Annotated in this window: 14 protein-coding genes; 7 read left to right on the plus strand and 7 right to left on the minus strand. The window is 64.9% G+C overall.

The window, feature by feature from the left end:
- Window positions 1-65: 65 nt before the first annotated feature.
- From GWG65_RS15090 to GWG65_RS15100, 3 genes are all read left to right on the plus strand, one after another.
- Window positions 66-281: a hypothetical protein gene (locus GWG65_RS15090; protein ID WP_275196355.1), complete on the plus strand. Its 216-nt coding sequence runs from the start codon at window positions 66-68 to the stop codon at window positions 279-281.
- A 190-nt stretch (window positions 282-471) separates the two neighbouring features.
- Entirely contained in the window at window positions 472-1,611 is a 1,140-nt protein-coding gene (locus GWG65_RS15095; RefSeq protein WP_275196356.1) for an FAD-dependent monooxygenase, read from the plus strand.
- Entirely contained in the window at window positions 1,608-3,221 is a 1,614-nt protein-coding gene (locus tag GWG65_RS15100; RefSeq protein ID WP_275196357.1) for a benzoate-CoA ligase family protein, read from the plus strand. Before GWG65_RS15095 ends, GWG65_RS15100 begins: the two co-directional genes overlap by 4 nt.
- 187 nt (window positions 3,222-3,408) lie before the next feature.
- Here GWG65_RS15100 and GWG65_RS15105 read toward each other — a convergent pair whose 3' ends face one another.
- Complete coding sequence (locus GWG65_RS15105) at window positions 3,409-3,915, minus strand: MarR family transcriptional regulator (protein ID WP_275196358.1); 507 nt, start codon at window positions 3,913-3,915, stop codon at window positions 3,409-3,411.
- The gene (gene maiA, locus GWG65_RS15110) at window positions 3,905-4,537 is read right to left on the minus strand and encodes a maleylacetoacetate isomerase (RefSeq protein WP_275196359.1); all 633 of its coding nucleotides are present in this window, start codon (window positions 4,535-4,537) and stop codon (window positions 3,905-3,907) included. The genes GWG65_RS15105 and maiA overlap by 11 nt, the downstream gene beginning before the upstream one ends.
- Before the next feature lie 89 nt (window positions 4,538-4,626).
- Between maiA and gtdA the strand changes: the two genes are divergently transcribed.
- Window positions 4,627-5,667, plus strand: coding sequence for a gentisate 1,2-dioxygenase (gene gtdA / locus GWG65_RS15115; protein ID WP_275196360.1), 1,041 nt, complete (start codon window positions 4,627-4,629; stop codon window positions 5,665-5,667).
- Window positions 5,668-5,872: 205 nt separating this feature from the next.
- On the opposite strand, the gene GWG65_RS15120 is transcribed toward gtdA, so the two are convergent.
- The 4 genes from GWG65_RS15120 to GWG65_RS15135 all read right to left on the minus strand — a co-directional run bounded on the left by GWG65_RS15120 (window position 5,873) and on the right by GWG65_RS15135 (window position 10,176).
- Window positions 5,873-6,697: an ABC transporter permease gene (locus GWG65_RS15120; protein ID WP_275196361.1), complete on the minus strand. Its 825-nt coding sequence runs from the start codon at window positions 6,695-6,697 to the stop codon at window positions 5,873-5,875.
- On the minus strand, window positions 6,690-7,463 hold the full coding sequence (locus tag GWG65_RS15125; protein WP_275196362.1) for an ABC transporter ATP-binding protein: 774 nt from the start codon (window positions 7,461-7,463) through the stop codon (window positions 6,690-6,692). Before GWG65_RS15125 ends, GWG65_RS15120 begins: the two co-directional genes overlap by 8 nt.
- 286 nt (window positions 7,464-7,749) lie before the next feature.
- Window positions 7,750-8,754 carry an ABC transporter substrate-binding protein gene (locus GWG65_RS15130; RefSeq protein WP_275196363.1) on the minus strand — a complete coding sequence of 335 codons (1,005 nt, stop codon included), beginning with the start codon at window positions 8,752-8,754 and terminating at the stop codon, window positions 7,750-7,752.
- Window positions 8,755-8,811: 57 nt separating this feature from the next.
- The gene (locus GWG65_RS15135) at window positions 8,812-10,176 is read right to left on the minus strand and encodes an FAD-dependent oxidoreductase (RefSeq protein ID WP_275196364.1); all 1,365 of its coding nucleotides are present in this window, start codon (window positions 10,174-10,176) and stop codon (window positions 8,812-8,814) included.
- A 111-nt stretch (window positions 10,177-10,287) separates the two neighbouring features.
- Here GWG65_RS15135 and GWG65_RS15140 point away from each other — a divergent pair, with 111 nt between their 5' ends.
- Entirely contained in the window at window positions 10,288-11,172 is an 885-nt protein-coding gene (locus GWG65_RS15140; protein ID WP_275196365.1) for a LysR family transcriptional regulator, read from the plus strand.
- A 169-nt stretch (window positions 11,173-11,341) separates the two neighbouring features.
- Window positions 11,342-11,614 (plus strand): hypothetical protein, encoded by a 273-nt coding sequence (locus GWG65_RS15145; protein ID WP_275196366.1) that lies wholly within the window; start codon window positions 11,342-11,344, stop codon window positions 11,612-11,614.
- Between the two features lie 13 nt (window positions 11,615-11,627).
- Here GWG65_RS15145 and GWG65_RS15150 read toward each other — a convergent pair whose 3' ends face one another.
- Window positions 11,628-12,431: an enoyl-CoA hydratase-related protein gene (locus GWG65_RS15150; protein WP_275196367.1), complete on the minus strand. Its 804-nt coding sequence runs from the start codon at window positions 12,429-12,431 to the stop codon at window positions 11,628-11,630.
- Window positions 12,432-12,604: 173 nt separating this feature from the next.
- Here GWG65_RS15150 and GWG65_RS15155 point away from each other — a divergent pair, with 173 nt between their 5' ends.
- Entirely contained in the window at window positions 12,605-13,579 is a 975-nt protein-coding gene (locus GWG65_RS15155; protein WP_275196368.1) for a ketopantoate reductase family protein, read from the plus strand.
- The last annotated feature ends 1 nt before the right edge of the window (window position 13,580 follow it).

The raw sequence follows: 13,580 nt of genomic DNA on the forward strand, positions 1-13,580 counted from the left end.
GCTTGCAACGACGCTATAAGATTTGCCGATATCCGATTTCGATCACGAAGGGCCGGGAGGAAGACATGCGTGCATTCCTACTCACTGCCTCGGCGCTGCTCGCCTTCGCGGCGACCATGATCTTCGAAACCTCCGATGCCAACGCGGTGGTCTGCGCCCGCGGCGTCTATCGCGCCGGCTGCGCCGGGCCGAATGCCGCCGTCGTGGTTCGCATGCCAGTTCCGGTCGTCCGCTGCACCAGGGTGCTGGTGAACGGGGTCTATGTGAAGCGCTGCGTCTGACAGGCCGGATGGCCAAGCCGGCGCGGTTTGGCTATGGTTCGCACCTGATGGTTTCGGACACGCGCAAAACGCGTGTCCAGAGCGGGCTTCGGCGTGCCACGCGCTGGCGATAATTCCGCTGGCGCCGGACGTCGGAGCACACTAGTCTACCCCTAGATAGTAAGTATACTGTCAATTAGGGAGGCAGACGTTGCGGATCGCCGTGATTGGCGGGGGGCCCGGTGGGCTCTACTTCGCCTATCTCTGGAAGAAGCGTCACCCCGAGGATCAAGTCGACCTGTTCGAACAGAACCCGGCCGACGCGACCTGGGGCTTTGGCGTCGTGTTCTCCGACCAGGCGCTGGAATTCCTGCGCGCTGACGACCCCGAGACGGTCGATGCGATCGCGCCACATATGGAGAGCTGGCAGAACATTACGCTGAACCTGCACGGCGACAGCGTCGCCATCGACGGCGTCGGCTTCTCCTCGATCGGCCGGCTCGAGCTGTTGAAGTTCCTGCAGCAGCGCGCGATCGATGCCGGCGTCACGCCGCGCTTCGACACCCAGATTCACGCCATCGACGAGCTCAACGGCCACGATCTGATCGTCGCCGCCGACGGCCTGAACTCGCTGGTGCGCCGCGCCTATGAGGGCGATTTCGGCACCTCGCTGTCCTACTCCTCCAACAAGTTCGTCTGGTACGGCACCTCGAAGCGCTTCGACACGCTGTCGCAGACCTTCGTGAAGACCGATCGCGGCGCCTTCAACGCCCATCACTACCGCTACTCGCCGACCATGAGCACGTTCCTGGTCGAGTGCGATTACGCGACCTGGCAGGCCTATGGCTTTGCCTACAAGGACGTCGAGCAATCCAAGGGCGTCTGCGAGGAGGTGTTTGCCGACACGCTCGGCGGCCGGTCCCTCGTCTCCAACAAATCGGTCTGGCGCAACTTTCCCTGGGTCTGGAACGAGCACTGGTCGTTCAAGAACATGGTGCTGATCGGCGACGCCCTGCACTCGGCGCATTTTTCGATCGGCTCGGGGACGCGGCTCGCGATCGAGGACGCCATCGCGCTGGTCAAGGCGCTGGAATCGGATGCACATCTGACGACAGCGCTGCATCGCTACCAGGCCGCACGCAAGCCCGTGCTGCAGAAGCTCGTCAACGCCGCGCGCACCTCGGCCTACTGGTACGAGCATTTTGCCGAACATATGAACCTCGACCTGATGGACTTCGCCTACAGCTACATCACCCGCTCCGGGCGTATCGACGATGCCCGGCTGCGGGCGATGTCGCCGGCCTTCATGGCGCGTTACGAGGCCGCAAAGAACGGCGGAGGCGCGGCATGAGCGGCAAGATTCGCGACCAGGTGCCGGCCGACAGCCCGGGCGGGCGCGAGATCGGCTTTGCCGTTCCGCAGACCTACAATGCCAGCCGCGTGCTGTTCGACAATCTCGCAAAAGGACACGGCGACAAGCTCGCGCTGATCGGGCCGGCGGGCACACGCAGCTATGCCGAGCTCTGCGCGGAAGCCGGGCGATGGGGCAACGGCTTCGCCTCGCTCGGACTTGAGCGCGGCGATCGCGTGCTGCTGTTCCTCGACGACACGCCGGCCTATCCGGCCGCGTTCTTCGGCGCGGTCCGTGCCGGCTTCGTGCCGCTGCTGATCAACACGCTGACGCCGCCGGACCTGTTGCAATTCTATCTCGCCGATTCCGGCGCGAGCGTCGCAGTCGCCGAATCCGAGTTCTGCGCTCGCTTCAACGCGGAGGCCTGCAAGGACACTGGCCTGCGCACCCTGATCGTCGTCAACGGCGAGGTGCGCGATCACGCGGCGCCGGAGGCGATCCCGGCGGTCGGCTGGCTCGCGCGGTTCCCGGATGAGCTGGCAGAGGCCGGCACCGATCGCGACGAGATGGCATTCTGGATGTATTCGTCGGGCTCGACCGGCCGGCCCAAGGGCATCGTGCATCTCCAGCACGACATGGCCTATAGCGAGGCCGCCTTCGCGAAGAACGTGTTGAAGCTGACGCGGGGCGACATCTGCTTCTCAGTTCCGAAAATCTTCTTCGCTTACGGCTTTGGCAACTCCGTCACCTTCCCGTTCTCGGCTGGCGCCGCGACGCTGCTGTTGCCGGGCCAGCCCAAACCCGCGGCGATCTTCGCCGCGATCGAACAGTACAAGCCAACAGTCTTCTTCGGGCTGCCCACGCTCTACACCTCGCTGACCAAGGCCGAAGGCGCGGACAAGACCGACTTTTCATCGCTGCGCATGTCGCTCTCCGCGGCCGAGGTGCTCTCGGCCGAAGTCTTCAACGGCTGGAAAAATCTCACCGGTCTCGAGATCGTCGAGGGGCTCGGCTCGACCGAGGTGCTGCACATCTATCTCTCCAACCGCCCCGAGCGAAAGAAGCTCGGCGCCGCCGGCCTGCGCGTGCCCGGCTACGAGGTCGCGCTTCGCGACAAGGACGGGCGCGAGGTCGGCGACGAAGAGGAAGGCATTTTGTGGGTGCGCGGCGATTCCAACACGCCGCTGTACTGGAACCGGCCGGACAAATCCGCCGAGACCATCCGCGAGGAGGGCTGGATCTACACTGGCGATCGCTTTGTGCGTGACGCCGACGGCTTCCACTTCTTCCGCGGCCGCGCCGATGATCTCATCAAAATTTCAGGCCAATGGGTCTATCCGCTCGAGGTCGAGCTGTGCCTCGCCGACCATCCCGACATCCGCGAATGCGCAGTCTTCGCCGCCGAACTGCCGGATCGCCGCATGACGCTGAAGGCGGTGGTGGTGATGAACAACCGGACTGTCGACCAGAGCGAAGCGACGCGCCGGCTCCAGGACTACGTGAAGGGCAAGCTCTTGCCCTACAAATATCCGCGCGAGGTGATCTTCATCGAGGAGCTGCCGAAGACCGGCACGGGGAAGATCGATCGGCAGGCGTTGTTGCGGATGTGAGGAGGTGACCTCGCAAATTTCTCGGTGTCATCGCCCGGCTTGACCGGGCGATCCAGTATTCCAGAAGCGGTTGTGATTGAGCCGAGAAGCCGCGGCGTACTGGATTCCCCGCTTTCGCGGGGAATGACAGCGGAGATGGAGGCGAAGCATTGCCTCACCCAACATCCACGCGCCTACACAGCCTCCCTCACCCCGCCTTGCCTAGACGCTCCAGCACATCCTCCGCTCGCAGCGGCACGCGTGAGGATTCGTTGTTGAGATCGACAAGCTGCACCAGCAGCGCCATCAGCGTCTTGCGGTCGGCCGGCTTGAGCGGCTCCATCATGCGTGCCTGAGCGCGCTCAACGGCCGGGACGATCTCGCGCAGGATCGCGGCGCCGGATTTCGTCAGATAGAGCAGCTTGATCCGCTTGTCCTCGGGCGCCGGCCTGCGCTCGACATAGTCCTTGGCTTGAAGCCGCTCGATCACGCTGCCGAGCGTGGAGCGGTCGAAGGCGATCACCGCCGACAGCCGCGTCGCGTCGATGCCGGGATGGGTGTGGATCGCGATCAGCGCGGCATATTGCACCGGGGTGAGGTCGAACGCCTTGCACTCCTCCATGAAGATCGAGACCGCGATCTGCTGCATGCGCCGGAACAAATAGCCTGGCGCGGCATAGACGGCGTCCATCGTGATGGAAGGCTTACTCGGCATCGGGCTGCTTCTCCGGCGCGGCGTTCGCGAACGCAGGCAGCGCCTTTGCCGCCGCTTCCGCCGTGAGCAGCCGCGGATAAGCGGCGACGTCGACGCCGAAGCGGCGGGCATTGGCGAGTTGCGGCACCAGGCAGAGATCGGCGAGCGTCGGTGCATCGCCGAAGCAGAACGGACCCGGCTCGCCCTTGATCAGCGTCTCGCAGGCCGACAGCCCTTCGCGATTGACCCACGCCGCCCATTCCTGAACCTTTTCCTCGGCAAGACCGAGCTCGCGCAGGCGCGCCAGCACTTTCAGGTTCTGCACGGGGTGGGTGTCGCAGGCGATCGCCAGCGCAAACGCTCTCACCTTGGCGCGGCGCAGCGGATCCTTCGGCAGCAGCGGCGGGTTGGGATGGATTTCGTCGAGCCATTCGATGATGGCGACCGACTGGGTCAGCACCGCTCCGGCATCGTCCTCCAAAGCCGGCACCAGGCCTTGCGGATTGATCGCGAGATAGGCCGGCGCACATTGCTCACCCTTGCGGAGATGATGCGGCAGATGCTCCGCGCCGAGGCCCTTCAGGTTCAGCGCAATCCGCACCCGGTAAGCGGCGCTGGAGCGGAAATAGCCGTGCAGCTTCATTGGACCCTCCTCTCATTCTTGTTGGCCACGTTGACGCTACCTAGATCGTCAGTATACTGTCAATCAAGAAAACGAACGGGAGCCGCACCATGGAAGCCGTGACCAAGACGCCGGAACGCGAGGCATTCTACAAGAAGATCGACGGCGAAAATCTCACCGCGCTGTGGACGGTCATGAGCGACCTGATCACACCGGAGCCGAAGAGCGCCTGCCGGCCGCATCTGTGGAAATTCGACGTCATTCGCAACTACATGACCGAAGCCGGCAAGCTGATCACCGCCAAGGAAGCCGAGCGGCGCGTGCTGGTGCTGGAAAACCCCGGCTTGCGCGGCCAGTCCAAGATCACGACCTCGCTCTATGCCGGCGTGCAGATGGTGGTGCCGGGCGACGTCGCGCCCGCCCATCGCCACAGCCAGTCGGCGCTGCGCTTCGTACTCGAGGGTAAGGGCGCCCATACCGCGGTGGACGGCGAGCGCACCGCGATGGAGCCCGGCGACTTCATCATCACGCCGTCAATGACCTGGCACGATCACTCCAACGAGACCGATCAGCCGATGTTCTGGCTCGACGGTCTCGACATTCCCATGGTGCAGTTCTTCGACTGCTCGTTTGCCGAAGGCGCGAAGGAAGACCAGCAGACAATCACCAAGCCCGCAGGCGACAGCTTTGCGCGCTATGGCCACAATCTGCTGCCGGTTGACGCTAGGCGAAGCTCGAAGACATCGCCGATCTTCAGCTACCCCTATGCTTACACCCGCGAAGCGCTGGAGAAGGCCAAGGCTCGCGAGGAGTGGGATGCTTGCCACGGCTTGAAGCTGAAATTCAGCAATCCCGAGACCGGCGATTTCGCGATGCCGACCATCGGCACTTTCATCCAGCTGCTGCCCAAGGGCTTCAAGACCGCGCGATATCGCGCGACCGATGCGACGGTGTTCTGTCCGATCGAGGGCCATGGCCGCACCCGCATCGGGGAAGCGACCTTCGAATGGGGCCCGCGCGATCTGTTCGTGGTGCCGAGCTGGCAATGGGTCACGCACGAAGCCGATTCCGACGCCGTGCTGTTCAGCTTCTCGGATCGCCCGGTGCAGCAAAAGCTCGACCTGTTCCGCGAAGATCGCGGGAATGCGTGAGGCTGGCCAATAGCCAAGCATTCAGTGTCGTCCCGGCGAAGGCCGGGACCCATACCGCGTGATTTATCAAGGAAGGGCGGTGTTCGTACCGACGAACGAGCAACTAAGAGCCTTCGCCAAACTTCTCCCTGGGGTTATGGGTCCCGGCCTTCGCCGGGACGACAGCGGAGAATTTGGCGCGGGACCGCATTCACGCTCGTTAGGGCTAGCGCCAGTGCAGCAACCGCGTCTCCAGCAAATTGATCACCCGGCCCACCGCCAATCCGAACACTGACAGGATCACGACGCCCGCAAGCAGCTGATCGGTCTGCATCAGATTGCCGGCCTGGAGCACGAAGGCCCCGATGCCGTATTGCGCGCCGATCATCTCGGCGCTGACGACGAGCAGCAGCGCCACCGAGGCGGTGATGCGGAAGCCGGCGAGGATGGCGGGCAGCGCGCCCGGCCAGATCACCTTGCGCACGATGGTGGCGAACGGCACGTTGAAGCTCTGCGCCATGCGGATGAGGTTGCGCGGCACCGCGTCGACGCCGCTATAGACCGAGATCGCGGTCGAGAAGAACACGCCTAGTGCAATTGTCGCGATCTTCGGCTCTTCACCGATGCCGAGCCACAGGATCAACAGCGGCAATAGCGCGATCTTCGGGATCGGAAACAGCGCCGAGATGAAGGTGATGCCGACGCTGCGCGCCAGCCGCGACAGGCCGATGCCAAAGCCGACGGCGATACCGGCCGCGGTGCCGAGCAGCCAGCCGACGCCGATGCGCAAGAGCGAAGCCGAGAGATGCTGCCAGAGCGCGCCGGAGACGGCGAGCTGATAGATCGCGCGAACGATAGCGGAAGGCGCCGGCAGGAACAGCGGATTGACGAGGCCGGCGCTGCCGGCGGCCTGCCAGATCGCAATGACCAGCGCCAGCGCGATCCAGCCGCCGAAACGGCTGCTCGCCGGCACGAAGCCGGCGCCGCGGAAGCGGACGCGCCGCGCCGGGGCGTCCTTTGCCGGCGTGTCCGTCGTGGCGCGATCAAGCATGCTGCACCTCGCGCTCGGCATCGATCGCCTCGTTGCGGATCAGCGACCAGATCTGATTCTGAATGGCGAGCAGCTTTTCACGCGCGGCGATTTCGCTGCGCTCAGTACGCGTCATCGGCACGCTCACGACCTCGCGAATGCGGCCGGGACGCCGCGACAGCACCACGATGCGGTCGGCAAGCCGTGCGGCCTCTTCGAGATTGTGGGTGACATAGACCGCGCCCATGCCGCCATCGGCGAGCAGGCGGACGAAATCCTCCATCAAGAGCTCGCGGGTCTGCGAGTCCAGCGCTGAGAGCGGTTCGTCCATCAGCAGGATGGCGGGACGCACCGCCAGCGCACGCGAGATGCCGACGCGCTGGCGCATGCCGCCGGAGAGCTGCTTTGGATAGGTCTTGCGAAAATCGGTGAGGCCGGTGCGGCGCAGGGCATCCTCAACCTGGGCACGGCGCTGCGCGGCCGAGAGCTGCGCGTGCAGCAGCGGGAATTCGACGTTCTCCTCCACCGTGGCCCAGGGCAGCAGCGCAAAATCCTGGAACACGAAGGTGAGCGGATTGAGACTGTCCGCCGGCGGCGATCCGCGCAGCTCGGGCGCGCCGGACGACGGCTGCAACAGGCCGCCGAGAATCGACAGCAGCGTGCTCTTGCCGCAACCCGAGGGGCCGACGATCGCCACGACTTCGCCCGCGCTGACGGTGAACGAGACGTCGTCGAGCACTGCGAGCTCGCCGAAGCGATGGCTGATGCGGTTGGCGATCAGGTCCATGCGATGAGCCCGCTTTCTTCACCCTCCCCTGGAGGGGGAGAGTCGGTTCGCATGCAGGAAAGCGAAATGCGAACCGGGGTGGGGTGACAGTCTCTCCGCAAGGGTGCTGACGACGGTTGCCGATGAAATACCCCGCAGCGACCAAGGCGAACAAGGGAGAGACTACCGCCGCGGCTCACCCCACCCCGCTCACTCCGGACGATGCTGCGCATCGCCGAAGCGATCGACCCTCCCCCTCCAGGGGAGGGCGGCAGATCGCTCGCCACAAGAATTTGCATCGTTTGCATCAATCCGCCTTCACAAAATCCTTGGCGATGATCGCGCTCGCGTCAAAGCCCTTGTCGGCAAAACCCTGCTCTTGCAGCCATTTGATCTGGTTGTCGACGTTCTTCACGTCGAGCCTGCCCTCCGGATCGATATAGGCGCAATTGCCGACCACCTGCTCGACCGGCAGATTGGTGTACTTTGCAATGATCTCCAGCAGCGGCTTCGTCTTGTCGTTGATCGGCGCGACGCCGTCCTTCATCGCGGCGAGGATGACGTCGTGATATTCGCGGTCCGCCTTGGCGAGCGCGCCGAGCAGCTTCGTGACCAGCACCTTGTTGGTCAGCGTCTTCGGCGAAGCGAACACCGCGCCCAATTGCCAGGGCGTCTCGTCGCCGACCCAGCCCAAAAACTTCGCGCCGCCCTCGTCCATCAACTTTCGAGCGGTGGAGATGGGAAGCAACGCCGCGTCGACCGTCTCGCCCTTGAGCGCGGCCGCCGCATTGGACAGCGATTGCAGCGGGATGATCTTCACGTCGGCTAGCTTGAAGCCGTATTTGTCAGCGAGCAGTCCCAGCGAGTAGTGAAAGGAGGAGCCGACCTGCGTCACCGCGACGCGTTTTCCCGCGAGATCCTTCGGCGTCTTCAAGCCGGCAGCATAAGCGTTGTTGCCGGCGAAATAGCCGATCAGAGGATAGCCCGCCTTCTCGCGGCTCATGCCGCCGATCACCTTCAGCACGCCCTTGCCGGCCAGATTATAAAGGCCGGCGGTGAAGGCGGTGACGCCGAAATCGATGTCGCCCGAGGTGGCAGCGACCGCGATCGGCTGCGCCGCGTCGAAGAACTTCAGCTCGACATCGAGGCCGGCTTCGCGAAAATAGCCCTTGTCATGCGCGATGAAGACCGGCGCGGAGGACGACAGGCGGAGCACGCCGATCCTGGCCTTCAGCGCGTCCTCGGCTTGTGCCGTGCCCATCGCCATGATCGCCACCAGGCTAGCTACCGCGAGCCGCGCAATCCCGATCATTCCGTTTCCTCCTGTGGTTCTCTTGGTGGTTCTTCTTGGCCGCTTTCTTGCCGCTCGTCACAGCCCCTCGGGCACGGGCTGATCCCGGCCGATGAAGGCACCGTGTTGTTTCAACGTTTCCTGCAATACTTCGACCGGGATGTCACGCGGGATCCGGTTTCCCGACAGCGCCAGCCCCGCCGCGGAACCGGCCGCCTCGCCCATTACGAAACAGGCACCGGAGACCCGCGCCGCCGACTGACCCTCGTGGGTCATGGAGGCGCAGCGGCCGGCGACCAGCAGATTGTCGACGCCTTCGGGCACCAGCATCCGGTAGGGCAGCTCGTTATAGCCACGCGATTCCGGGATGGGCGGGAAGGTGAACACGACATCGCCGGGAACGTGGGCCTCGATCGGCCAGCCATTGACGCCGATGGAGTCCTCGAACGAGGCGCAGCCGAGCACGTCCTCGCCGCTGAGCTGGTAACCGCCCTTGATGCGGCGGGTCTCGCGGATGCCGAGCTGCGGCGGCAGATCGACGATGTAGGATTTTTCAAAGCCCGGCACGGTACGCAGGAATTCGAACGCGGCGAGCGCCTGTTTTCGGCCCTCGATCTCGCCGCGGGTGAGATCGTCGGGCTCGATGCCGTTGATGGCGTGGCCGTCCTCGCGCGCCACCTGCGTAAAGTTCACCCGCCATTCGATGCCGGACTTCTGCGGCCGCACGATCGCGCTTTTGCGCGGGAATTTGTGGGTGCCGGCGGCCAGCGCCTTTTCCATCAATTGCGGGATGGTCCGCCAGGCCTCGCCGGCCCTTTCGGGATCGATGCCGTTGAGACGGAGCATCATCGAGGGATACAGCGGATGGCCGTGCTCGTCGCCGACCTCGAACGGCGCGCCGGCCCAGACCGCGAGATCGCCGTCGCCGGAGCAGTCGATGAAGATCTCCGCGCGCACCGCCTGCCGGCCGGCCTTGGTCTCCACCATCAGCGCGTCGATGCGGCGATCGTCGCCCATCACCACGCCGGCGCCGAGCGCATGGAAGAGGATGTGCACCTTGTGGCTGGCGAGGAGCTGGTCGGCCGCGATCTTGTAGGCCGCGGTGTCATAGGCCTGGGCGAACACCTTGCCGAGGATCAAGTGCGGCGCGTTGAGGCCGTTCAAGCGATCGATCCGCGCCAGCAATTCGGACGCCATGCCCTGCACCAGCCGGTGCGCCTGGCCATAGACATTGCCATGCAGGCCGCAGAAATTGGTGACGCCGGCAGCGGTGCCCATGCCGCCGAGGAAGCCGTAGCGCTCGATCAGCAGCGTCCGCCGTCCGGCGCGCGCAGCGGACGCTGCCGCCACGATGCCGGCCGGGCCGCCGCCGAGAACGACGACTTCATATTCGCCGTAGAGCGGCACTTGGCGCGCTGGTTCGTCGATCGTCGTGGCCCGCATGGCGCGTCCTATCCCTGAAATCCCTTGCTTGGCCCGACTATGAATTAACGCGGACCAAGCTACAATCCACCAAAATAGGCGATCAGCTTTCTCGAATCGCGAAAGGTCGAGATGGACATCCTGGTGAACCTTCAGGCCTTTCTCGCCACCGCAGACGCTGCCGGCTTCTCCGCCGCTGCAAGAAAGCTCAACGTCTCGACCTCGGTGGTCGCCAAGCGCGTCACGCAACTGGAGGCGCGGATCGGCACGCCGCTGTTTCATCGCTCGACCCGGCAATTGCGGCTGACCGAGGCCGGCCAGCGCTATGTGCATCGCGCCCGCGGTCTGGTGGCCGACGCCACCGACCTGCTCTCGCGCATGGGCGAGAAGGGTCACGATCTCGTCGACCATCTCCGCATCAAGGCGCCGACCTCGTTGACCGTCGCGCGGCTCGCCGATGCCTTCAGCGTCTTTCAGACGCAGAATCCGCTGGTCAAGCTCGATATCGTGCTGATCGATCGCCCGGTTGATCCCGTGACGGAAGGCTTCGACATCGCCATCGGTGCCTTCCCGCTTTCCTTCGGCGGGGTCGTTGACGAGCCGCTATGTGCGCTGAAGCGGCTGCTCTGTGCCTCACCGGCCTATTTGAAGAAGCACGGCACACCAAAGCATCCACGCGACCTCGTCGATCATCGCTGCCTCAGCTTTCTGCCGACGGGCCCCGAATGGATTTTTGACGGCCCGCGCGGCCGCATCAGCGTCCAGGTCAGCCCGCTGCTCTCCTCGAACGAAGGCCATGTGCTGGCGCGCAGCGCGATTGCCGGCAATGGCATCGCGCTGATCTCGCATTATCTTGTGGCAGGCGCCTTGCGCGACGGCACGCTCAAGCCGGTCTTGCGCGACTTTCCAATTCCAGAGCTGTGGGTGAAGGCCGCAATCCCCGAGCGGCGGCGCAACGCCGCCGCCGTGCAGGCGCTGCTGACGCTGCTGAAAGCGTCACTCGCATCGCCGCTGTAAAGGCCCGTAGCCCGGATGGAGCGCAAGCGTAATCCGGGTTTCGTGCCACGCGGGGCAGTCGCGAGATTCGGTTGGTCCGTCCCGGATTGCGCTTCGCTTCATCCGGGCTACAAGCTGTTTTCAAAGGTTGCAGTTGCCCTTCATCGGCCGACCTGAGAGAAGTGGCGCCATGGATTCGACCCTCGCGAAACTCGTCCCGCCTGCCTTGATCGCCCTGTTGATCTCAGCCGCGCCCGCCGCAGCTGTGGAGCAGAACTGCCGCTTCATCCAGGCCAAGCCCGAGCGCGAGGCCTGCTACAAGCGGCAGGAGGAAGAGCTCGCGGCGAAACGCAAGCCCGTCGTGCCGATTGACAACGGCAAGGCATTCGAATCAGCGCGGCAGATGCGGCAGGACGACGAAGCCGTCTACCGCAGCATCCAGGGTATATGCCGCGGCTGCTGAGCGGCGCGCGCATTCAGCCATTGCCGCTCGTCCAATTCGCCGCCCGCTTCTCGGCAAACGACGCCAACCCCTCTGCCGCCTCGGCGCTCTGCCGCTTCACCGAATGCAGGTGAACCAGCCGCGCATAGGCGGCATCGTCCACCGCCATGCCGCCAAACGAGCTCTCCAGCGCGAGCCGCTTGGTCTCGGCCATCGCCTCCGGTCCGTTGGCGAGCAGCTGCTCGACCACCTTGGTACCGGCAGCCTCCAGTTCGGCGAGCGGCACCACCTCATGGACGAGGCCGATGCGGCGGGCGTCCTCGGCGCCGAAGCGCTCGCCGGTAAGTGCGTAACGGCGGACCTGCCGCACGCCGATGGCGTCGCAGAGTTGCGGAATGATGATCGCGGCGGTCAGGCCCCAGCGCACCTCCGTGATCGAGAACAGGGCATTATCGGCGGCGATGACGACATCGCAGGCGGCGATCACGCCGGTGCCGCCGCCAAAACAGCCGCCCTGCACCAATGCCACGGTCGGGATCGGCAAGGTGTTGAGCCGCTGCACCGCCTCGAACGTCGCGCGGGACGCCGCCTCGTTCGCATCAGTCGATTGCGGCCGCACGCCGTTGATCCATTTGAGATCGGCGCCGGCCTGAAAATGCTTGCCGTTGCCGCGGAGCACGACGACACGCAGATTGGACTGCTTGCCCAATTCGTCCATGGCCGCGAGCACGCCTGCGATCAATGCGCCGTCATAGGCATTGTTCACCTCCGGACGGTTCAAGGTCACGGTCGCGACGCCACGCTCATCTAAGGTCCACAGGACGGGGCTGGCGGTCATCGGCGATCCTCCGGTCGGTTCATTTGCCGCGCACTATGGCCGAGGCCGCGCGCCCCGATCCATATCTTTCCGTCGTAGGGAGGCCGCGTCCATCGCATGGCGGGTTGTGCCATGCTGGAGTCGGGCGGCAGCCAAGGGACCAGGCAAAGCGATCAGGGACGGGACATCACATCATGCGCATCTGCATTTTCGGCGCGGGCGCCGTCGGCAGCCACATCGCGGTCAGGCTGGCCCGTGCCGGCCATGAGGTCTCGTGCGTGATGCGGGGCGCGCATCTCGAAGCGGTGCGCGCGGGCGGCCTGAAGCTGCGCGTCGGCGATTCCGAGGTGAGCGCCAAGGTGAACGCCACCGGCGATCCGGCCCAGCTCGGACCGCAGGATGTCGTCATCAGCACGCTGAAGGCCACCGCGCTTCAGGGGCTCGTTGCCAGCCTCAAACCATTGCTCGGCGAAGACACTGCGATCGTGTTCGCCCAGAACGGTATTCCCTGGTGGTACGGGATTGGCCTGCCGCCGCGGCACCCGACCCCGCCCGACATCTCCTTCCTCGACCCGGGTGGACGGCTGCGCGCCTGCATTCCGAAAGAACGGATCGTCGGTGGGGTGGTCTTCTCCTCCAACGAGGTGATCGCGCCGGGCGTGGTGCAAAACCTCACGCCCGATCGCAACCGTCTGCTGGTCGGAGAATGCGACGACCGCAATTGCGAGCGCATCACCAGGCTCCGCGGGGTTCTGAACGACGCACGGCTGGAATCGCCGCCGGTGGCCGATATCCGTGAGGCGATCTGGTCAAAGTTGCTGACCAACATGTCGCTGTCGGTGCTGTGCCTGCTCACCGGCCAGACCGCGCGCGGCGTGCGCGACGATCCTGCTTTTGCCGAGGTCATTCCGCGCATGCTGAACGAGGCCAACGAGATCGCGCAGCACTTCATCCCCGAGGTCAAGCGCGTGTCACGCAGCGGCCCCGCCCCCAACCACAAGCCGTCACTGCTGCAGGATTACGAGCTCGGCCGCGCCATGGAGATCGACGTGCTGGTGAAGGCGCCTGCCGCCTTCGCGCGCGCTGCCGGCCTGTCGACACCGACGCTCGATTTGATCGCCGCGCTTGCCATTCAGAAGGCGCGTGACAAGGGGCTTTATGCGGCGTGAG

Origin of the sequence: Bradyrhizobium sp. CSA207, assembly GCF_029051685.1 — a bacterium.
Taxonomy (GTDB): domain Bacteria; phylum Pseudomonadota; class Alphaproteobacteria; order Rhizobiales; family Xanthobacteraceae; genus Bradyrhizobium.

Coding starts and splice junctions, on each gene's coding strand:
- GWG65_RS15150 (WP_275196367.1), bottom strand. CDS start 12,431: ATGACCGCCAGCCCCGTCCTGTGGACCTTAGATGAGCGTGGCGTCGCG.
- GWG65_RS15155 (WP_275196368.1), top strand. CDS start 12,605: ATGCGCATCTGCATTTTCGGCGCGGGCGCCGTCGGCAGCCACATCGCG.
- GWG65_RS15090 (WP_275196355.1), top strand. CDS start 66: ATGCGTGCATTCCTACTCACTGCCTCGGCGCTGCTCGCCTTCGCGGCG.
- GWG65_RS15125 (WP_275196362.1), bottom strand. CDS start 7,463: ATGGACCTGATCGCCAACCGCATCAGCCATCGCTTCGGCGAGCTCGCA.
- gtdA (WP_275196360.1), top strand. CDS start 4,627: ATGGAAGCCGTGACCAAGACGCCGGAACGCGAGGCATTCTACAAGAAG.
- GWG65_RS15145 (WP_275196366.1), top strand. CDS start 11,342: ATGGATTCGACCCTCGCGAAACTCGTCCCGCCTGCCTTGATCGCCCTG.
- GWG65_RS15135 (WP_275196364.1), bottom strand. CDS start 10,176: ATGCGGGCCACGACGATCGACGAACCAGCGCGCCAAGTGCCGCTCTAC.
- GWG65_RS15120 (WP_275196361.1), bottom strand. CDS start 6,697: ATGCTTGATCGCGCCACGACGGACACGCCGGCAAAGGACGCCCCGGCG.
- GWG65_RS15130 (WP_275196363.1), bottom strand. CDS start 8,754: ATGATCGGGATTGCGCGGCTCGCGGTAGCTAGCCTGGTGGCGATCATG.
- GWG65_RS15105 (WP_275196358.1), bottom strand. CDS start 3,915: ATGCCGAGTAAGCCTTCCATCACGATGGACGCCGTCTATGCCGCGCCA.
- maiA (WP_275196359.1), bottom strand. CDS start 4,537: ATGAAGCTGCACGGCTATTTCCGCTCCAGCGCCGCTTACCGGGTGCGG.
- GWG65_RS15100 (WP_275196357.1), top strand. CDS start 1,608: ATGAGCGGCAAGATTCGCGACCAGGTGCCGGCCGACAGCCCGGGCGGG.
- GWG65_RS15140 (WP_275196365.1), top strand. CDS start 10,288: ATGGACATCCTGGTGAACCTTCAGGCCTTTCTCGCCACCGCAGACGCT.